The 21134-nt window shown below is 67.9% G+C and carries 8 protein-coding genes and 1 pseudogene; 2 read left to right on the forward strand and 7 right to left on the reverse strand.

Going from position 1 to position 21134, the window contains the following annotated elements; genetic code table 11:
• Positions 1-299: 299 nt before the first annotated feature.
• The 4 genes from OG798_RS47820 to OG798_RS47835 are packed head-to-tail and all read right to left on the reverse strand — an operon-like array spanning position 300 to position 12001.
• Positions 300-2138, reverse strand: a complete 1839-nt coding sequence (locus OG798_RS47820) for a DUF1998 domain-containing protein (protein WP_328759268.1) — start codon at positions 2136-2138, stop codon at positions 300-302.
• A 1-nt stretch (position 2139) separates the two neighbouring features.
• Complete coding sequence (locus tag OG798_RS47825) at positions 2140-5391, reverse strand: DNA helicase (RefSeq protein WP_328759269.1); 3252 nt, start codon at positions 5389-5391, stop codon at positions 2140-2142.
• On the reverse strand, positions 5388-7316 hold the full coding sequence (locus OG798_RS47830) for a UvrD-helicase domain-containing protein (RefSeq protein WP_328759270.1): 1929 nt from the start codon (positions 7314-7316) through the stop codon (positions 5388-5390). Before OG798_RS47830 ends, OG798_RS47825 begins: the two co-directional genes overlap by 4 nt.
• Positions 7295-12001 carry a DEAD/DEAH box helicase gene (locus OG798_RS47835; RefSeq protein ID WP_328759271.1) on the reverse strand — a complete coding sequence of 1569 codons (4707 nt, stop codon included), beginning with the start codon at positions 11999-12001 and terminating at the stop codon, positions 7295-7297. Before OG798_RS47835 ends, OG798_RS47830 begins: the two co-directional genes overlap by 22 nt.
• A gap of 984 nt (positions 12002-12985) precedes the next feature.
• Here OG798_RS47835 and OG798_RS47840 point away from each other — a divergent pair.
• Positions 12986-13909: a hypothetical protein gene (locus OG798_RS47840; protein WP_328759272.1), complete on the forward strand. Its 924-nt coding sequence runs from the start codon at positions 12986-12988 to the stop codon at positions 13907-13909.
• Here the strand turns inward: OG798_RS47840 and OG798_RS47845 are convergent.
• The gene (locus OG798_RS47845; RefSeq protein ID WP_328759273.1) at positions 13882-14445 is read right to left on the reverse strand and encodes an RNA-guided endonuclease InsQ/TnpB family protein; all 564 of its coding nucleotides are present in this window, start codon (positions 14443-14445) and stop codon (positions 13882-13884) included. The two genes, OG798_RS47840 and OG798_RS47845, sit on opposite strands and share 28 nt — an antisense overlap.
• Before the next feature lie 112 nt (positions 14446-14557).
• Positions 14558-14893, reverse strand: a pseudogene (locus OG798_RS47850) (hypothetical protein); the annotation flags it as partial.
• A gap of 909 nt (positions 14894-15802) precedes the next feature.
• Here OG798_RS47850 and OG798_RS47855 point away from each other — a divergent pair.
• The gene (locus OG798_RS47855; protein WP_328759274.1) at positions 15803-16462 is read left to right on the forward strand and encodes a hypothetical protein; all 660 of its coding nucleotides are present in this window, start codon (positions 15803-15805) and stop codon (positions 16460-16462) included.
• 75 nt (positions 16463-16537) lie between these two features.
• Here the strand turns inward: OG798_RS47855 and OG798_RS47860 are convergent, their stop codons facing one another.
• On the reverse strand, positions 16538-21094 hold the full coding sequence (locus OG798_RS47860; RefSeq protein WP_328759275.1) for an RICIN domain-containing protein: 4557 nt from the start codon (positions 21092-21094) through the stop codon (positions 16538-16540).
• Between the last annotated feature and the right edge of the window lie 40 nt (positions 21095-21134).

The raw sequence follows: 21134 nt of genomic DNA on the forward strand, positions 1-21134 counted from the left end.
GCTCGGCGACCCCCGGCCGTCCTCGACGGACGGGCCACAGCCGCGGTCGGCTCGCAGGCCCCGCCCAGGCCGCAGGTCCGGCCCGATCACGTTCGGGCCGTGCCCCTCCGATCGAGACACGTCCCTGCTCTGCCGCGCTCCCGGAGTCTGTCGGGGACGTCGCGCTCCAGTGAGGCTGGCGAAGACCGACCCGGACCGCGGTGCGCCCCGGCCGGTTCGCCGGGGCCGTCACCGCTTCGGACGGTGGACATCGCGTACCTTGCACAACGTCCGCCGGGGGAGGGCGCCGTGTCGCCGGCTCAAGCGAAATAGCCGGGGAAGTCCTTGGCGGGTGTTCCGACGAGGTGCGCACGATCGAGGAACGTGTTGTTCATTTCGCAGCTTGTCTCGGGCAGCAGGAGGCATGCGTGGCAGGCGGCCAGGTTGAGCCCCCCGACACCGTTGGCTTCGGCCTCCATGCACAAAGGGTCGCAGGAGCACCAGGCGGCGCGTTCCACGGCGAGCGACAGGCTCCTCGACAGCTCCGCGACCTCTCCTCGTGCGACGATGCCGCCCAGACTTCCTGCCGAGTCGCTGGTTGCCGTGTAGAGGAGGACCCCGCACATTTCGTCGTCGACGTAGAGCCGTTCCCGCAGGGACGCCGCAGGGTAGCCGCAGTCCAGGCTCCACTCGTTGATCAGCGCGTGCGCCAGGGTGTGCAGGAGGACGAAGCGTGACGTCAGCGGCGAGCGCGGATTCTCCCACTCCTGTTCCCGGAGCAGGTCCGCGTGCGCGGCTCGCATGCGGTCGGTCCGGTTGGAGTCGATACGGAGCACTGCCGACTCCCACCGGTGAAGTCGCTCCTGGTCCAGGGTGAGGAAGACGCCCTCGCCGACGACGTCGATGGCCGGGAGCCAGTCGAGGTCCGTGTTCCGGCTCAGGCGACCGATGCGATCACGATCGGCCTTCGAGCCTTGCGGGGGGCGGATGCGGGTGAAGCCGGTGAGGACCCGAACCTCGCGGAGACGTTTGACCAACATCACCCGGTCGATGCCCGGGACATCGGATCGCTGCGCGTCCTGTGGGGGTTCGCACACGAAGTGCTTGTTCTCGGGAGTGTCCTCGGTGACCTTGGAAAGCTGCTCGTACTCCTCCTGCCGGAGCGGCTCGCCGGCGGCGAATCGGATCTCGTCCTCGTCGTCCTCCGCAGGCTCGGGTTGGACTGCGTTCTCAAGGGTGCGGACGGTGCGCAGTACCTGGGAGGCGGAGTATCCGCCGGGCGTCAGCCAGCCTTCGTCCTGTGCGAACTCCGCGATGCGCTCGTCGCTCTTGCCGACGAGGTGTCTGCGGTGCGCCTCGACGAGTTCCATCAGTTCCGTGTGCCACGGCGGGATCGACAGGGCTGAGCGCAGGTCGGCGAACCAGGCTGCCGAGGAACCGCGCTGGAGGGTTTGCAAGGGACGCTTGCATCCGCGCTCCGTGGCGCCGCGGCCCAGCCACGGGCGGGTGCCGCGGCAGCGAAGGCCCAGGCGGCGCAGAGCCGCCTTGCCGAAGGCACCCTCCATCGAGGCCTTCCGCCCGCAGCTGCAGCTGATGACGATGCTGCGGAGACTGGCGGTGCGACCGTCGGTCTCCAAAGTCAGCTCACTGGTGGCTTGCGAGCACGTACGGGGGTGAGTGTCCTTGTGTTCCGGGTCGGCGTGGACCCAGGCCTCGTAGGGGAACTCGTCGAGATGCCCGTCCTCGCAGGCCACCATGAAGCGCGAGGGCGTCAGCAGGGTCGCGCATTGCGCGCAACGGTTGTCGCCCTCTGCCGCGCTCAGGTCGCGGAACGCCTTGAGCGCCTTGCATTGGGGGCACGCGTAGGTGTCCGGGAAACGACGCACGCGCACGCCACGCCCGGTGGCAACGCGCGCCGCGGGCGGCCGTCTGAACCCGTTGACGTGCAGCATCGGTTCCAGGCGCTGGTCTCGCAGGTCGGGTTCGCCCGTGACGTCCCAGGTGTCCAGGCCGCTGACGATGTAGGACTGGTCGGCCACGGCGAGCAGGCCACCCACGCCGTACGTCGTGATCTGTTGAGCCCGCCGGACAGAGCCTACGGAGGGGCGCTTGCGCTCGTCGCCGGGGGGAGTGGTGCCGGGGGTGATTCTGCGAGGCATGTCAGCTCTCCAGGTACAGGTGGGACTCGACATCGACGTCGCGCAGGCTCCACAGGGTGGGACGGGCTTTGGTGAGGTCGTGGTCCTCGTGGGTGCGCAGCAGGGCGAGGTCCGGCCGGCGGCGGGGGTTGGCCTTGAACGTGAAGGCGGCCTCGTACTCCAGCTTTTCGTTGGTCTCGACGAGTTGACGCCACTGGTCGACGAAGACGCGGATCTCCGCATCCGCGTGGTCGGCCTCGGCAGGCGAGACGCGGCGGATGCGTTCGACCAACTGCTCGCGGGTCGAGTTCAGTTGGGAGGCGAATTCGTTCACGTTCTTGGCGTCCGTGTTGTCCCGGATCTCCGGATGCAGGAGGCGGGCGAGTCCGAGGAAGGCGGCATGCAGGGCCTTGTCGCGGGCGCGGGCGGCGAACGGCGTCACGCTGGTCGACTCGACCTGTCGGTAGAGGGCCGAGTGGTAGCTGACGAAGTTCTCGTAGTGGGACAGGTCCCTGGATCGTGCCGCGTTGAACAGGGTGACGACGAGACCGGGGTGGGCACGACCGACACGACTGGTGGCCTGGATGTACTCGGCAGTGGTCTGCGGCTGCCCCGTCACGGCCATCAGGCCCAGGCGGTCGAAGTCGACACCGACGGAGATGATGTTGGTCGCCAACGGCACGTCCAACGCCGATCCGGTTTGCAGGGATCGCCCGAGGGCGCCGAGCAGTGCGGGAAGGTCGCTGGAGGGAACGCGGCTGGTGATCTCGGTCGGCAGGACCTGCCGGGGCTCCACCCCGTCACGCGCGGCGAGCGTCCGCAGCCGTTCGTTGACGTCGGCGTTGACCTGCAGCTCGGCGGCGCCGAGCAGGCGCAGGCTATTGAAGTACCCCACCAGCGTCCAGTAGGCGTCTCGTACCTCCTCGTCCGGGCACGGCAGGTGCTGGGCGTTGTGGAGCAGGGACGCGTAGGCGCGGATGAGGAGGGTCGCTTGGGAGAGCCCGGGCGCGAGAAGGCCGACATAGAGACGCGAGGGCCTGCTTACCGCGGGTGCCTGGACGGCGAACCACGAATCGCGGGCGTCCAGGCCGGACGGCGGGAACTGCGCCACGCCCCTGCCGAAAAGGGCCTGTCCTTGCTCCTGGGCGCGGCGGATCGTCGCGGTGGAGGCGATGATCTTCGGTTGGGCGCATGCGATGTCCACGGCCGCCTCGTAGAGACCGGCGAGAGTTCCCAGCGGGCCGGAGATCAGGTGCAGTTCGTCCTGGATGACGAGCTCGGGCGGTGGAGTCTTCTGCCAGAGCCGGTCCTCGTCTCGGTTGAATAGGGCCGCGACGTCCTCGCGCCAGGCGATGCGGGCGAACTTGTCGGCGGTGGCGATCACGAGCGTGGGGCGCACCCGGTAGAGCTCCGTGTCCACGACGTGCACGGGCAGCCCGGCGGAGAAGTCGCATGCCCGGTCGTCGCACTGTATGACCATGCGCTTTGCGGCCAGGTCGACCGTATGGTTGCGGACCAGCAAAGGAGTGCCGCACCAGGGGCAGTTCTTGAGCTGGACGGGGTTTTCCTCCTGGAGCTTCTCGCCTCGCGCCAGCTTCTTCAGTGCCTTGTCGGCGTTCTTGAGCCTGTTGGGTGTTGCGGCCTTGCCCACCCACATGCCGATGGAGATCTGTTCCTGCCCCAGCCGCTCGGGTTGCTGGGCCCGCACGCGCTCCATCGCGCAGATCAGAAGGGCCGCACGTTCGAACTGCTGCAGGGTCAGCAGACGCAGGGTGTAGCGCATGAGCACGCTCACCCCGGCCCCGGCCGCGCCGTGGCGCAGACGGCGATGGAAGACGGTGAAGGCGATCAACCCGAGGTAGGCCTCCGTCTTGCCGCCACCGGTGGGGAACCACAGCAGGTCGGCGACGGCCCGGTCGGGATGGGCCGCGTCCACGGTGCCGTTCAGGCACAGCAGCACGAACCCGAGCTGGAACGGCCTCCACGCGCCTTCGGGCGAGGGCGCACCGGCCCGCTCCCGTTTGATCCACTGGCCTCTGCCGCGCTGCACCGCCATGACACGGTTGGCCAGCCGAAACGCCTCCAACGCATCGGGATCGCGTTCCAGGAGGTCGACTCCCGCGCTCATGCGCTGCCGTGCGGTGCGGCAGTGCTCCAGCTGCTCCTCCGCAAGGCGCAGATAGGCGGGATCGCCGTAGATTCCCTCGCGCAGGAGATCCGCGTCCGCGCTCCGCTCCATGATCCACTCTTCGTACAGGGCGACGAAGGTGCGAAGAGAACCGATCAGCTCGTGCTTCGGGGCCTGGGCGAGGTGCTGCATTCCCAGGAGTTCCACGGGGACGGAGGAGTTGGAGTCGGACAGGAGGACCTCGCTCACGGGGACGTGCTCGGTCCACACGCAGGCGATTCCCGCGGGCGCGGTGTGCCGCTCGGGTCGATCGACCGGTGAGGGGGACCAGGACCAGTTCGCGGCACAGCCGTGGCCGACGGCGAAGGTCGGGGCATGACGATGCAGGAGCAGGGCGAGCCGGCTCTCGTCGTCGAGATCGCGGACCGTGGGCCGCTCGACGAGTGCCGGGACTCCGTCCGGGACCGTGATCCGCAGTCCCACCTGGAAGAAGCACCTGGGATCCTTGATCTCCTGCTGCTCCACGGTGTGGGTGTTCATCAAGGTGGCGGTCACGGAGATCGTGCCGCGGGGTCCGCGAGGGGGACGGACCCGCAGATGCAGGGACAGGCCCTCGGCGAGTTCCACAGCCTTGCGGGGCGGGTCCAGGACATCCACCGGCGTGACGGTGAGCTGCAGGGGACGGCGGCGCCAGCGCACCTCGGGTTGCCGGGTGCTGCGCTGTTCGGCTCGCTCGGGCGCGGCCGGTTCGCCTGCGGCGTCCACCGGGTCGTACACGGCGGCGAACGCGTGCACCAGTACGTGAGGGCTGCGCGCGGGGTCGACGGCGAAGGTGAGGCCGGTCGCCGAGGGGCGGGCGACCCTGGCGAGCACGATGCCCCCGTCGGGGGTCTCGTCCACCGTCACGGTGGAGTCGGCGTCGTCGAGGTCCTGCACCGCGGCGTCCGGGTCCGGTTCGGGGTGCTCTTGCTGCGCCGGGTCCACGACGCGGGGAAACAGCACCCCCGTGGAGTAGGTGGTGACGGGCCAGTCGTCGAGGATCTCGACGTCCTGGTGGTGCTCGCCGTGGGGGCCCAGCAGGTCCGACTTCAGTTGCTGGGCCAACTGTCCACGCAGCCGGTAGTGCTGCGTGTGATCGTCCGTCATGCGTCGTCGTCCTTGCGGTCGTAGTGGAACCGGCCGATTCCCATCGGCCGCGGTGCGAGCCAGAGCCCGCAGGGGCCCAGACCGGCGCGGACGGCCGCGGCGTCCTCGCCGGCGACGGTCTCGACGAGGTCGATCCGCGTTCCGGTGATGCGGCCGGGCCAGGCCGTCGGCCGATGCGCGGGCCGTTGCTGCATGAAGCGGTAGAGGTCGCGGCGGAAGGCTTCGGAGGCGACAGCGACGATCTGTTCGTCGTGCACAAGGGCGTAACCGGGGGCCGTTCGGCTGTCATGGGCCGCGGGCACGTCGTCCAGCCGCGTCCAGACCACCTCGTCGCCGGGCATCACCTCGGCCGCCAGGTACTCCTGAATCTGCCGCGGGTCGCAGGCGACGTGCTCGAGCCCTGCGGGATGGCCACGATGGACGTCCCCACCGAGCAACGAGAGCCCCAATCGCCAGCTCGCGTTGTAGCCATAGTGTCCCCACCGCTGCACGCCCCTGACCTTGCGTACCAGCGGGAAACCACGACGACGGGCGAGGTGTTCCTCGGGCGGCTGCAAGCGATACAGCTCGTGGCGGGCCCGGGTCATCGCGACGTAGAGGGCCCGGGCGGCGTCGCAGCGGTCGGCGTCCACCTGCTCGTGCTCGTCCTCCAACGGGCCCGGGTCGACGACGAGCACCCGATCGAACTCCAGACCCTTGGCCCGGTGGAACGTGGAGACGAGCAGCCCGCCCTCGTGCGGTGTCACGAGAGCGTCCGGCAGATTCCCGCGGGCGACGGCTTCACGCAGCCGCCTCGGCTCGACGACGCGCCCGGTGCGGTCGCCCGCCGCCCGCAGGAGCAGCTGCCACGCGCTGCGGCCCTGGTCGGGATCGGGTGCGTGCGCCAGAGCCTGCCAGGCCTCGAGGAACCGGTCCTGAGGGATCGAGACAGCGTCCGGCAGCCGGGACACGACCTGGGCCACCCACGCGGGCACGGCGTGGTCCTCGGCACCTCTGCGGACACGGTGATCGATGCCCAGATCCGCCAACCATCGCGAGATCAGCAGCGCGTCGCCGTTGGTGGCGCACAGGACGCCGGTGCTGACCTCCGCCTCGCACAGCGAGGCGCGCAGGTAGGGAACCTGCAGGTCGCCGAAGTCCAGCCTCGAGGCCAACTCCGTGCGCAGCTGCTCGTGCACCGCGTCGGCCTGCGCACGCGTGGTGCAGGCACGCACCGCGGCCTCGTAGGGGCGGGCACAGGCGGCCTCGTCGCAAGCGGCACGGAAATTCTCCTCGAGAGTGCATTCCACGAGTTCGCCCGCGAACCGCCCGCGCAGCCAGGAGAAGAACCTGCCCGTCTCGCCCGCCCGCTCCTCGGGATCCTTGACCTGGAATCCGTAGATGGCCTGGGCGGGGTCGCCGACCACGGTGAATCCGCACTCGTAGGCCTCCAGGAAGGCCTGAACGAGTCGTCGTCGATCACCGACCAGGTCCTGTACCTCGTCGATGACGACGTGTCGGACCTCGTCGAGCGACTGCGGTGCGCGGCTCTCGTCCTCGACGAGTTCGATGGCCGCACGGATCCGTTCGTCGAAGGAGCGGGCGTGCCAGTTCTCGTCGTGCGCGGCCTCACGCAGCAGACTCAGAGCCCAGGCGTCGAACGTCGACACGCGCACGTGCCGGGACCTGCCGCCCAACAGGTGCAGGCGGTCGCGGATCTCGGCCGAGGCGGCGCGCGAGAAGGTCAGCACCAGGAGGTCCCCGCCCGCGAGACCTTCAGAGACCAAGTGTTCGATCCGCCTGACCAGTGTGAAGGTCTTGCCGGTTCCGGCGCCTGCGGTGACCAGCGCCTTGCACTGCGCCGGCTCCTGGACGACGCGGCGCTGAGCCGTCGTGAGTTCCACCGTGCCGGTCACGGAGCCGGTCACCGGTTCGCCCTGTGCCACAGATGCTCCATGCGTGTGTAGGCAAGTCCACGACCGAAGTTCTCGATGTTGTCGGCCACGTTGAGGATCCGGCAGGACTCCTTGCCCCCGTTGAGCTCGCCGCGCAGACCCCGGCCGATCATCTGGATGTAGGTGTTGGGGCTGAACGTGGGGCGGGCGACCACGACGGCACGCACGGCAGGGGCGTCGAACCCCTGCGTCAGCACCTTGTAGTTGGTCAGGACTCGGATCTTCTTGTCCTTGAACGCGGCGATGCGGCGCCGCCTGATGCTCGGCGGCGTCCTCCCGTCGATCGAGGCCGCCGTGATGCCGCGATCCTGCAGCAGTGCGGCAAGGACCTGGGCGTGCTCCACCGAGGTGGCGAAGACCAGGATCGGCCAGTCGGCGGGCAGTTCCTCGATCCGGTCCACGATGCGCCGGGTGCGTTCGACGTCCTGGGCGAGGCGACTGACGACCTCGGCCGGCAGCGTCATCGCGTTCGTGCTGCGCGTCTCGGCCACCTGCTGGGCCGTCAGCGTGTACGAGCCGCCGAGGAGTTCCTCGTGCTCGACCTTGGCCAGGACCTTCAACGCCTGAAGGTGCCCGTAGGCGTCGTCGTTGTCGAACACCCCGAAGTCGAGACGCTTGTGCCCGAAACGGGAGGCCAGGGTCCGCGTCTCGTCGTCGCTGTCCCCGCGGAAGGCGGTGGCCGTCAGACCGATCAGGTGGCGCGAGGTCCGGTACTGGTCGATGCCCAGAGCGTCCAGGATCCGTGTGTAAGTCTTCGGCACGGCGAAGTGAGCCTCGTCGACGATGGCGAGGGAGCATTCACGCAGCCAGGCGTAGTCCTCCTTCGGGAGTCGTTTGACGGCCGTGTCGTCGATGGCGACCACCACCTGCGGCCCGTCGACGACGGGAACGGCGTCCGGGATGCCGCCCCACAGACGGGTGATGCGCAGCGGCTGGTCCGTTCCCACGGTCTGCCAGACGTAGGCCCAGGTCTCGATGGCCTGTTCGGCCAGCTCCTGGCTCTGGGAGATCCACAGGATCGGGCCGTCGAGCAGGCCGTCGCGCAGCGCGCGGACACCGGCCTCGGCGGCGATCCGCGTCTTGCCCGACCCGGTGGGGATCTGCAGCATGGCCCGCTTCTCCTCGCCCTGGGCGAGGTGCTCGTACATCCGCTGCACGAGCGCATCCTGGTAAGGGTGGAGCTTCAGCGGCTTTCGCGGTCCCGGGACCGTCTCGTACGGCTTGGGGCTGCTGGGGGTCTGCGGGTCGCCGGCCCACGCTTCCGGGAAGCCGTAGGTGCGCACGAAGCGTCGTGCCGGCGAAGCGCCGGTCCAGATCCGCGGCACGTCGAAGCCCGCGTCGGCGAGCGCCGGTGCCAGGACGCGCAGGATGTCCTCCCCGTGAGCGGCGATCAGCAGTTCGGCCGCTCGCAGGCCGTTGACCTGTCGCCCGCGCAGCTGTGCGTCGGCCAGCGCCAGCCCCGGCGGCAGCTCGGCCGTCAGCCGGTCCTCGCCGATGGCCAGGAGCAGCTTTCTGGTCGGATCGGTCTCCTGGCGGACCTTCAGCATCTTCTTGTCGTCCCGGTCCCGCGCCTGCTGGCGCAGGAGGCCGCGGCATCCGTCGGCTCCCAGCCGCAGCCCGAGGAGCCGATCGACGGCCCGCAGGGTCGACTCGTCGTCGCGCTCCCCGCACAGCAGCACCGTGAGTCCGTCGAGCGTCTCGGTCAGTGTCTGCTCTCGTCTGCCCTCCGGGGCACGGACGATCCTGACCAACTCGGTGCAGTGCGCCAGTTTCCAGGCCGCTCCCCGAGCAAGCACCTGACGCAGCCGAGGGAAGACGTCCGTCAGAGGAACCGGTTCCGTGAGCGGCACGGAGTGGATCTCCTCCACCAGAAGATCGGACGGGTTCCGGAAAGCGAACCGGTCGACCAGGAGTTGCGCGTCCACGTCAGCGGGGACGAGGAGCGCCGGCACACGCTCACGCAGCAGGACCTCGAACTGGTCCTGCTCGAACGTGACGGCGATGCTCTCGCGCTGCTTCAGCGCCCAGTCCTCGCCCACCCTGCAACGGAACAGGCGTGCCCCGTCTCCGAGGTTGTCCGAGGGGCCGGAGCCTGCGAGAAACGCGTAGGCGCTTCCGACGAATCCGATGTCGGTCCCCGAGTCCGCGCGCAGAGCCAGTTCGCTCCACAAGGCAGGGGGCACGTCCTGGACCTTGGAGGGCAGCCGCAGCGCACGTGCGTGGGCTGCAGCAACCTCGGCGACGGGCAGGAGCCTGTCGTCCACCTCCAGCTCGGGACTCACTGCGGCCTTCGGCCGCCTCACACCAAGAGAGGTGGCCAGCATGCCCCGCTCGCGGAGCATCCAGATCAAAGGCGACTCGACGCTCAGGTCGCCCCCCTGACCGGAGGTTCGGGAACATCGCCAGTCGGGCACGAGCCCAGGGTCGGGCAGCTCTCGTACGAAGGCGGCCTTGCCTTCCGCGGACAGCTCCGCCAGGAGGTGCAGAGGCCCGGCAGGGTCCTGACCCATCAGGCTCACGGAGGACGGCCGAGGACGGGAACTGTTGGGTGGAAGACACGCGCAGAACTGGTTGTACATGACAGCGCTGTAGTCGTTGAACCAGGGATCCGAGCGAGGGTTCATCCGGGGCACCGGACGATCCACCGCGCCGAGCGCCTTGAGCACTTCCGTGTCGGCCGCGTGGAAGGCCGGGTCGATCAGGACCGCGGCGTCGCGCAGTCCGTCCGCGGGCACGACGGGTCCCGCCAGGATGCAGTTGCGCACGAGGCGGAACTGGCCGGTGGCGGTGCGCACCTTGAGCACCGTCTCCGGTGCGGGGTGGCGCTCCTTGACGACCTTGACCACCTCGTCGCGCTCGACGGTGCGTGTCAGCGTCCAGAAGTCCTCCCAGTCGTTGTTCCGATACCGGTCGAAGCCCGCGGTGACGGCGGCCCGCAGACGTCCGGCCGCGTTGGCCTCCTCCACCCCCAGGATCCGCAACGCGCGGACTGTCTCGGGGTCCTGTCCGATGGCGTCGTGCAGGTACACCGTCGTGTCGTAGGCGAGCCGCACGCCGTCGTGCCGACGAAACACCGTGCCCTCGGAAGGGGAACGGAAGGCGCCGCCTTCGGTGAGCAGGATCTTCGCGCTTCGCGCTTCGGCCGCCTGAGCCGAATTGCCGGTCTCGACGATAGACGCCGCCAGCAGCAGCGCGCACTTGGCACCTTCCACACTGCGGTCCGAGGCCAGTGCCTCCAGCCAATTGCGCAGCGGGGACGCAGCGACGCCAGCCTGGTCGAGGATGTCCCTCGCCCTCGATCGCCTGTCGCGACCCTCCACACTGTGGTGGCACCAGTTCTTGGGACGCCCCGGGTGGGACGCCCACCCTTCGAGCCAGGCCGGTGCGAGATTCTCCGGATGCAGCCGCAGCTTTCCGGGGAGTCGGAGAATCCCGTCCTGGTCCGGCAGGGAGGCCCGACGGGCGGCCGCCTGCAGCACCTTTTGGCTGAGCATCTCGTCGCCCCACTGGGAGGCCTCGCGACCACGCGCCGTGAGCAGGGTCAGGAAGGCCCCCGGGTCCTTCTCCTCGTACAGATCGGGGATCGAGTCGACCACGAGCTCCGCGGCCCTGGTCACCAACTCCTCGTTGAAATCGCTCTTGGTCAGATTCTGGCGATCCTCGGGGGTCTTCCACGGCGCGTTGAGAAGGCCGGTCAAAGTCGTGTCGTAGTTGGTCGGGAAGTAGGCCCAGAACGTGCCACGCTTCGCGCGCTGCGGGACACCCTTGTCGGGGACAGCCCAGGAGATGGTGACGACAGGCCGATCGTGCAGCTCTCCCGCCGTCCGTGCGGCGCTCGCACTGGGTTCGTGGTCGATGCTGAAGACGAACCAGCGCTCATTGCTGCGTGGAGCACCGTCGCGCTGCTCCACGACACGGTGCTCGACGCCCTGCGTGTCCTGTGTGATCTCCCGGCACACCTCGTGGCCGGTACGGGTGTCCTCCAGGACCAGGCGGTCCACGTGGGGCGAGAAGAGCATGAAATGTGCAGGGAAGTTGACGATGTCCCGCCCCAGCCGGTCCTCGGCCCCGTCGTGCAGTGGGAGCACCACCGTCGTCGACGCCCACGTCATCAGCTCGTCGAGTCGCTCGTCACGCCGACGCTCCGCCTCCAGGTCCAGTGGCTGCGCCATCCGCAGCACCGGGGTGGGATCCAGCCTGGAGAGGTCGGGGACCGTTTCCCGGATGACACGGGCCGACCAGTCCTTGTCGAAGCCGAACGAGCCGGACGCGCTGTAGAAGCGAGGGGTGTCCGACACGCTCAGCACCGACTTGACACCGACCCCGAAGCGTCCGATCTTCCCGGTCCGTTTCCGTGACACGGCCATGCGCAGGATCGTGTCGGCGCCGCCCGGGGTCATCGGTGTGCCGGTGTTGGCGCAGTACAGGTGTTTGTCGGCGAGAAGGACATGGATTGTGCTTACGACGCCGGGCTGGCGCTCCATGTTCTCGTCCGCGCCGTTCTGGACGAGCTCATAGATCTGACGTTCGCCGTAGCCGCCCTGTGTGATGCGCCGCTCGTTGTTCGCGTGCTCCAGGACATGGCCGGGATCGGCCCGGTAGACGTTGAGAACCCGTTGCGACAGTTCCTCGACGACCTTGACGACGCCGTCCGCCTCGAGCTCGAAATCAGACATGAAAGAAAATACCCCGATCGCATGGGAAAAACAGCCCTCGATGCCGGACGTGATAACCCCCGTCGGAAGGCTCGACTCGAAAGGCGTTCCCTATCGCTGACATGGCGACAGAAAAGCGCAGCGCGGCTCTATATGTGCGACGGCCCCCCCGGGCTTACGGAACCGGCCGTGAAGTGGCTGGTTTCCCATCGGAGCACACCCTAACCATGCGATTCGATCCGAGCAAGGACCCTTGACAACGGTCACCGACGCCAGACGGGACCTTTGGAGGGGGTTCAATCAACCCTGATAGGCAGCCTTGTGACGGGCAGTCAGTATTGGCCCACAGTTGAGTAATATTTCGGGTTGATGGCAAACTCGGGCGATGTGCGGGTATCGCGAAGTTCATGCACTTTTGTCTTAGCCGGGATGCGCTCGCTCACGTCGATGCGGACCTCTCCGACCGGTCGCAAATTTGCATATCGAGACGGAGTTCGTGGCTGCGATCGCGAAATCCTAAGTTCACCGAGCATTCTTGGGATCCCTTGAACTTCGGTGTCTAGAAGGTGGATTGACGAGATCCGGAAGAAGCCGACCGAAGAGTTCTCCGATCGCCGACAGGTCCGACCGGGCATGTTGCAATTCATTCGGGATCGGCGCTGAATGTGTTCGGTGCGTCGGACGGTGCCCGCGACGTGAGCGGCTGCGCACCTGCCGAACAGCGGCGGACCGCTCCCCGGCGCCGGCGCTGTTCGGCAGGCACCGCGAGATCTGGAGGCCGACACCCTCACGCACTTCTCGGCCGGACGACGAATCGGGAAGGCCCGGACCGAGTCGCGATTCGGTGTTGCCGACGGCGCCGTCGGCAACACCCACACGCCAAATGCCCCCTCCGGGCACCATCGGCTGGGGACAGTTGGCGGCAAGACCCGACGATCACGCGGGCGCCTGTCGACGGTGGATGACATCCTTGATCGGATACGCCGTCATGTACCGGAGGTTCGCGTGCCGCTCGTTGTCATCCAACCGTCCTACGGCAACCCTGCAGCCCGCCAGCACTGGCGCGACACGCTTGACAACGTCGTCGACTTCACCGACACCGTGCGCGCACCTCTTCTGACCCCCTCGCAGCGCGAGCAACTGCAGGGGTTCCACCCCGGTGGATCCGCCCGGTTCTGGGGGGCGACGGGCCGTCAGGACCGGAAGATGGAGCGCCTGAGCCCGGGAGACGTCGTCCTGTTCACCGGCCTGAACCATGTGCGCGGCATCGGCGAGATCGGCGCGCTCTTTCGCAACGCGGCCTTCGCGGACAGCATGTGGGGCGCCGACGAGGACAACGGCAGCTGGCACAACGTCTACAGCCTTCTGTCGTTCACTCCTGTCGAGATCCCCTACACCGAGATCTGGGACCTCCCCGGATTCAACGCAGGCGACAACTTCATGGGCCTTCGCATCCTGGACCCCGAGAAGGCCGCCACCGTCCTGGACGGCCTGGGCATCGAGACACAGAGCGAGGCTCGCGACGACGACAGCCTTCAAGAACCCGTCGCCCGCGCCCTGCGCACCCACACCGACATCGTCGACGGCGAGGTCCTGCGCACACCGAGCACGCGCTACCGCCTCGAGGAGCGCGAGCTGATCGTCCATCGCACGGAGGCGTTCCTGGTACAGGAGTACGTCGGCTTCCTGGGCGTCGACCGGCCGCAGCGACTGCGCACCCCCGCCGGGATCACCGACCTGCATCTGGCCCTGCCGGACGGCAGCGAGGTCGTGGAGGCCAAACGCGCCAGCAGCCGCCGGTTCGTCCGGGAAGCCCTGGCACAGCTGTTGGACTACGCCGTTGCCGAGATTGTAGTCAGGTCTCGGCAATCCGGGCATTTCGGCCTGGATGGTCCGTCACATCACCGAAGCCTGGGGGCTTGGGCTTGAGTACGGTCTCTCGCTTCTGTCTGCCGCTGGTGCGGCAGGGTTGCGCCGCCTGCCCGCCCCGTCCCCGTCGTGCGGCGGGGGCGGGTGGTGCGGGTCTTGTGGTCGGCTCCACGAGGCTTCGACACCTTGGCGGTGTCCTGGTCTGCGGCCACTCCGGTACCAGTTGGTGCTGTTGTTGCTGCGAGGGCGGCGAGGTTGCGGGCCGCGTTGTCGTTCCGGTCGATGACCAGGCCGCAGGCGTCGCATTCGTAGGCCCGCACGTGCAGCGGCAGTTTGGCTTTCACCGCGCCGCACCCGGAACAGGTCTTGGAGGAGGGGAACCAGCGGTCGGCGGCCACGACGCGGCAGCCGTTCCTGAGGGTCTTGTAGGTGAGCTGACGGCGGATCTCCCCGAACCCGGCGTCGGCGATCCGGCGGGCCAGGTGCCGGTTGCGGAGCATCCCGGCGACGTTGAGGTCCTCGACCACGACGCTGCCGAACTCGGCGGTCACGGCAGTGGTGAGCTTGTGCAGGGCGTCGGTGCGCAGGTTCGCCACCCGGTGATGCACCTTGTTGCGGCGGGTCGGCCTTCTCCCACCGTTTCGACGGCTTCTGGCCGGTCCGGCGGTGGGAAGCGACGTGGGAGGCCCGGCGCAGATGCCTGAGCGCTGTGTCGAGGTGCCGGGGGTTGGCAATGGTGCGGATTTCACCGGTGCTGTCGGCCAGGACCGCGAGCGTTTTCACGCCGAGGTCGATCCCGACCGCGACGTCAGGGCGGGTGACGCGCCGGATCTCCCGCGCGGTCTCGACCTGGAAAGAGACGAACCAGCGACCGCGTTCGTGCCGCACGGTCGCGGACAGGATGCGCGCCCTCCCGGCCCGCAAGGGTCCCAGGAATGCCGGGTCGCTCCTCTCCGCCTCTTCGGTGTTGCCCGATGGCGACGTGAGCGTGGTGAGCCAGTGGGCGTCGTGGACCGGCAACCCGCGTGCCGTGATGTGGGGCATGCGGCGGTCCCCTGCCCCGTCGGCCAGGAGGATCACGTCCGTGACGCCGGCGGAGAGATTGACGGCGGCGGCTCCGCCCAGCTCCGCGATGCGGGTACGCAGCGCCGACGCGTGGCTTCAGGTCGTCGGTGGGCGGCGCGACCCGCCGGTTCAGGGCAGTTGAGACCATGGCGGCGTGCTCGAAGTCTGCCGCCGTGATGGGCCCTCGGGCGACACGGCCAAGGTAGCCCAAGCGTTGGAGTGCGTAGAGGACGCCAAGTGCTCCGCCCAAGCTCAGCATCGAGTGGCCGGTGCGAACCCATCGGTCCTTGGAGTGACGGGCTGCAGTCGCGAAGAGGATGGTCGTGAAGATCATCGCGATGCCGATGTACATGGCGAAGAGGCCGACATGCGCAAGTGCCCAGGTGGACGGACGGTGTTCGCTGAAGTTTTCGTCCGGTTCCCGACCCTGACTGGGCGCAAGGGCGAAGGCAACGGACATCAGCGTCAGACACATGGCCGCGATGATGTGCCGAAGCCGCTGATGCCATCCTTCGGGCCGCTTCACCACGATGATGAAGTCGAGGAGGGCAGCTGCCGAGACGACTCCGAGCATGTGCTTCATGAGGTAGCCGAGGCTGCTTACGCCCGTGAGGGCGTCCGCCCTCTCGCTGACGGCAGGTATCGCGAAGGTCATCGCCACAGCCAGGCTGAGAAACGTGGTCTCCAGGGCCCGCTGCTTCTGCGAGTGTCCCAGCGATGGCGCTCTCCATAGCGCCACTGCCCAGAGCAGGGCTGGGACGTGCGTTGCCCAGATTCACAGGCTGGGTAGGTAGGCCTGGAGGGCCACTTTGCCACTTACCTTGACTGGAATGCGGTTGCATCAAGCAGGACCCATATCCCCCATCCCATCCGTGAGACAATCACCTCATGATTGATCCCGTGAGCGTCGACTTGGCGCAATTTCTCACCAGTTGGTACGGGCCGCCCGACGCCTCGTCAAGCCGCTTGTCGGGCCCGCATGCATGGCTGCCTGAGCCATTGAAGGACTGGCATGAGCTCTCCTCTCAATGGACAAGGCCGCTCATGACTCTAAGAAGAATGAGGGCACCAAAGGAAATCACAATAGAAGACGGAAAAGCCATCTTCATGACAGACGCTGGCGATGAGGTATGGGCTTTCGATCCAGGCAGCCCCACGGACGTCTACGAGGGACAGCTCTACGAAGAATGGGGAAAGTGCGCAGAGAGCCTTCCCGAATTCTTGACTCACAACGCCCTCAATGAAGCAGCCCACAATGCCACATCCCGAAGGGTGTGCGACGAAGTGAAAGAGGAGCTGCTTTCAGAAATTTTGGCACCTATGACGGAAGTTTCTTTCCGCGGGTGGCGAGTGCCGCGTGCTGGACATCGAGTATTCATGGGTGATTCGCTGATAGCGGATGTCGGCCCAGCGCTTCAGGATCATGCTCCGTGGGGCCTTAAGTCCGGGTATGTGCAGATCCAAATCGGAAGCAAGGAGCCTGCCGCCATGACCTATCTGGACAAGATTTCCAACCTCGACTGGTTGAAATCTGGACGCATCGAGTAGATGCAGCGAAGCGATGTCATCGGGAGTAACCGGCTCCGACCCCGACAGGAAGACCTGTCGGGGTCGGTCGCTTTTCTACCCTACTCCGGTGAATGGGACAGTCTCTATCGCTCCGTCACTCGTGCGGTAGGTCACTTCGAGAACCGCATCTTTAGGAAGCCATTTCGGGAGCCTGTCGGCGCATGCGCCACAGATATAGTCGCCACTGATGAAGAGGCGCCCAAACTTTCTTCCTGTCCTGTGCATTGCAGCTGCTGCTTGAGCCTCTAGATGGTGGTAGAAGTCTCCTGCACCCGAAGGTCGAATGTAGCCTGCGGGAAGATTTCCACGTCCACTCGATACGGCAAGCCATTCGTCAAGCCCTTCCAGATACAGGGCTCCGCTCATGTTTCCCGGCTTTTTGAACTTTCCAACAGCTACTGCCGCAGATTCGAGACCCTCCACGGCTGTCACAATGCAGCCAACATTGCCGCCTTGGACATTTTTGGCCGAGGCTCCAGCAATCAGTCCGCGTGTGGTGCTGGGGGGAGTCTTAGTCGGGCACGCCGTACGCGTCTTCTCTGCAATCTCCGCCCAACGTTCGATCCGCGCCATTGCTTGCGCGTCGAGGTTCAGCGTACGCAGCGCCTTCACAGCGTCAGCAATGCCGATGCCGGTTCGCAGGGAGGCATCCACGGCACGCATCGCGTCGGCGATCGGCCGGACGATCTTGCCCGCGAACAGGCTGGCGACGTCGAAAGCAGCCCAGCCGCATCCGCCCCAGTTTCCTCCACTGCCCGAGATCTTGAGCATCGAGCCGATCTTCTTGCCGCAGTCAATCCAGCTGCCGAAGAGGATGTCGATCGGGTCGACGTTCGCGTTGAACTCCGCGATCGTGATGTTGTGCGTGACTTCCTTGGTCATCTCCTTGGACGGCTGCTGGCCGAGATACACCGCCGCCTCGGAGGGGCAGATGTTGTACTCCGGGTTGAAGTCTTCGGTGTCGCACAGGTACAGGTCGAGGATCGCCTTGTAGGTGATTTGCGCCGTGATAGTGCAGTCGCCCGTGTAGACGATCCTGCTTTTCCAGTCGTCGCAGGCCGACGTCTTGGACAGGGTTTCCGGCTCGCCGACGTTCTCGTAGTGGTCGACTACATAGAACACGTTGCCGATGTGGCCGTCCGAGTCGAGGATGGTCCCCGTCTGGATCTGCTGTCCGTTCTTCTTGTTCTCTGTCTCAGTTGCGGCTTGCTGGGCTTGTCTGGCGTATGTGTCGGCGTCCTTGGCGGCTTGTTCGGCTTCGGTTGCGGCGGCGTCGGCGCGGGTGGCGGCGGCGCGGGCGTCCTTGGCGTCCTGTTCGGCCTGGGAGGCTGCCGCCCGTGCGGCGGAGGCGTCGAGTTCGGCCTGGTCGGCGGAGGCGCGGGCGTCCTTGGCGTAGCTTTCGGCGTTCCCGGCTGCCTTGTCGGCGGCTGCGGCGTCTTCGGCGGCCTGCTTGTCGTAGTCGATGGTGCGGGCGAGTGAGGCGGCTGCCTTGGATGCGGCGGTTGCGGCGTCGGCGGCGTAGCCGAGGGCGTCCTTGGAGTAGGTGCGGGCGTCGGCGGCGTACTGGGCGGCGTTGGCCGCGTGCTGGTAGGCCTCCTTGGCGTCGCCCTGTGCCTGGTCGGCGAGGTTCTTCGCGGCCTGGGCCTCGGCGGCGGCGTTCTTGGCGTGTGCTTCGGCGACGGCCCGCTGCTGGCCGGCGATGGACTTGGATGCCTGTCCGGTCAGGACGACCAGGCCGGCGGCGGAGTCGGTGTCGATATAAGGGGAGCCGAGCTGGATGGCGTCGTTGGCAGGGTTGGCGACCTGCTCCGCTGCCTGGCCGGCGTCCACGGCCGCCTGGGCGGTGACGTGGGCGTAGCCGGCCGCCTTCGCGGCTGCGGCGACGGCCTTGACGGCTTCAGCGTTGGCGGCGTCGGCCTGGGTCTTGGCGTCCTTGGCGTGCTGTTGGGCCTCGTTGGCCAGCTTGACCGAGGTCTTGGCCTCGGCGGCGGCGTCCTGGGAGGCCTTGATGGCGTCGGCGACCGCGCTGGTCGCGGTCTTCACCGCCGCGTCGGCCTTCAGCTTGTCGGCCTGGGCTGCGTCGGCGTCGGAGCGGGCCCGTTTGGCGGCGGCCTCGGCGCGGGTGGCCGCGGCATCCGCGTCGGCTGCCGCCCGGGTGGCGGCGTCGGCCTCGGAGCGGGCCCTGCCCGCCGCGGTCTCGGCGTCGTCGGCCGCCTTGTCCGCGTCGTTCGCGGCGGCCCGGGCAGCGGTCGCCGCGTCACCGGAGTCGAGGGAGTCGGCGTAGGCGTCCTTGGCGTCGGCCTTGGCGCGGGCCGCGTCGGCCTTCTGTTCGGCGTCCCAGGCGTCGTCCCGCAGGGACTGGGCGTGGTCCTTCGCCTTGACCGCGTCGTCGCGCCGGTCCTCGGCGGTCTTCTCGGAGGCTTCCGCCTTGTCCTTGGCGTCCTTCGCCTTCGTCGCCTGGGACTCTGCGTTCTTGCGGTGTTCGGCGGCCTCGGCGCGGCTGGCGGCGGCGTTCTCCTTCTCCGCCTTGGCCGTCTTCTCCTCGGCCTCCGCCGCGAGCCGCTTGGCGTGCGCGTCGGCGGCGGCCGCCTTCGCATCCCCCTCCGCCTTGACCGCTTCGGTGAGCTTGGCCTCCGCGGTCTCCTTGTCCTTCTTGGCGTTGTCGCGGTGCACCTTCGCGGCGTCGGCCGCGGCCTTGGCCTGCAACTCGGCCTTCTCCGCGGCCTTCTTGCGGAACTCCGCCTTCACCTGCGCGGCCTGGGCGAGCGCGCGCTCGGCGATGGTCTGGCTGTCGCCGCCGGAGGCGCGGGTGGCGGCCTCGGCGGTCTCGCCGGCCTTCACCATCGCCTCAAGTGCGGCCGCAGCACCCTGGGTGACCTGTGCCTTCTGCTGCCCGACCAGCAGACCGCGTCCCCGCGGCGCGCCGTTGGTGTCGGCGATGGTGTAGGAGGCCTGCTCGGCGGTGTTCGAGGCGGTGGCGGCCTTCTTCACGGCGGTGAGCTGGGTCCTGAGGACGTCGAGCTGCTTTTTCGCCGCCGTCTGGGCGGCCGTGATGCCGGCCTTGGCCTTGTCGAACTGGGCCTTGGGCGGCACGGTGCCGGTGTGCCCGGAGGGTGTGACGTCGAACTGCTGCGGCCCGCTGCCGTTGCACGTGTACAGCCACGAGTTGTAGCCGTTGGTGTACTCGTGCAGGTCAAGGCACTTGTCGGTGCCGACGTTGCGCAGGCTGCCGGTGGCGCGGAGGTTGAACTCCCACGTCTGCGCCGGGGAGCCGCTGCACGTCCAGATCTGGATCTTCGTGCCGTTGGCCGGGTTGTTGTTCGAAACGTCCAGGCATTTGAGGGAGTTGACGTTCTGCAGGTGCAGTCCCCGGTCGTCGCCGTAGACCTTCCACTCCTGCGCCGCCGAACCGTTGCACGTGTACAGCTGGACGGGGGTGCCGTTGTCCTTCTTCGCGCCCTCGACGTCGAGGCACTTGCCCTGCGCGGCGTGCACCTCGATCACCGCCGGGGCGTCGCCGACCCAGCCGGCTCCGCCCGCGGACCAGTAGTCCTGCCAGCGCGCGAGGTGGTCGGCGACCCACGAGTACCCCAGCAGGTCACCCAGCGCTTTGGCGCCGGTCGCCAGGGACTTGGTGGCGTCCTTGTTGGCGTTCAGGATCTGGTTGCGCTGCGTGGCCTGAGCGGTGATCTCCTGCTGCCACTCCGTGGCGGCCGTGCCGGAGACGTCGCCCAGGACGTTGTCGGGATCGATCGGGTCACGCCACGCGCACGCGGCGAACCGGGACTTCAGGTCCTCGACCGCGATCCGGTACTCCGCCGTGCCCGGCTGCGGGGCGGTGCGGGGGAATCCCCCCGACGCCAGGAACATACGGGCGTTGTCCGCGCCCGCGTTCTCCCCTGGAACACCGTGCAGTTGCTTGAACGCGTCCCGCTCGGCGAGGGCCCGGTTCCACTCGTCGGTCGGCAGCCCGACAGGGTCGGGGTCCTTGCCGTAGAGGGGGCTGCCCAGGTCGTCGACGGCCTTGAGGGTCGCCGCGTCCGCCGTGGGCGTGGAGTCGGCGTAGAAGTCGCCGTCGTTCTTCCAGAACCGGTCGGCGGTCCACTTCGTCAGACCGGTCTGGCCGTAGAAGTCCTCCTTGCCGTCTCCCGGGGACCCCGGTGGCCAGTGGAAGTCGGTCTCGGTGAAACCGGCCGGGTTCGTCAGACCGTCGAGAGGCTTCTGCCATCCGGTCCGCAGAGCGTGGAGGGCGTCCAGCTCCTTGCCCGCCGTGTCCCGGTCCGTCTGGTACGCGGTGGCGAGCGGGGTCCTCTCCCAGCTCTTGCGGTCGGCCAGCGTATGAAGCTTGTCCGCGGGCTGGTTCAGGCCGTCCTGCGCGGTCGTGGCCATGGACGGGCCGCCCAGCCGCAGTACATCGGCCATGAGGCACTGGTCCTGCCGCAACTGCTCGGCAGCCGTGTCCACATTCCAGTCGTAGGAGGCGCCTGCCGGGTCGGCGTCCGCTCCACGGCCGAGCAGGTCGGGCTGGATAGCCAGGCCGCCGAGGACGGCCAGGGTGGCCACGGACGTGACGACGGGAGTGAAGAATCTGGATCTTCGTGTTCCGGGCATACGGAACCACGGTCTGGGGCGCAACAGAGCATCTCCTTCT

Source organism: Streptomyces sp. NBC_00271 (assembly GCF_036178845.1).
Lineage (GTDB): Bacteria > Actinomycetota > Actinomycetes > Streptomycetales > Streptomycetaceae > Streptomyces.

Excerpts from the sequence above, each read along its gene's own strand:
- OG798_RS47820 (WP_328759268.1), bottom strand. The coding sequence starts at position 2,138 with ATGCCTCGCAGAATCACCCCCGGCACCACTCCCCCCGGCGACGAGCGC.
- OG798_RS47825 (WP_328759269.1), bottom strand. The coding sequence starts at position 5,391 with ATGACGGACGATCACACGCAGCACTACCGGCTGCGTGGACAGTTGGCC.
- OG798_RS47835 (WP_328759271.1), bottom strand. The coding sequence starts at position 12,001 with ATGTCTGATTTCGAGCTCGAGGCGGACGGCGTCGTCAAGGTCGTCGAG.
- OG798_RS47855 (WP_328759274.1), top strand. The coding sequence starts at position 15,803 with ATGATTGATCCCGTGAGCGTCGACTTGGCGCAATTTCTCACCAGTTGG.
- OG798_RS47860 (WP_328759275.1), bottom strand. The coding sequence starts at position 21,094 with ATGCCCGGAACACGAAGATCCAGATTCTTCACTCCCGTCGTCACGTCC.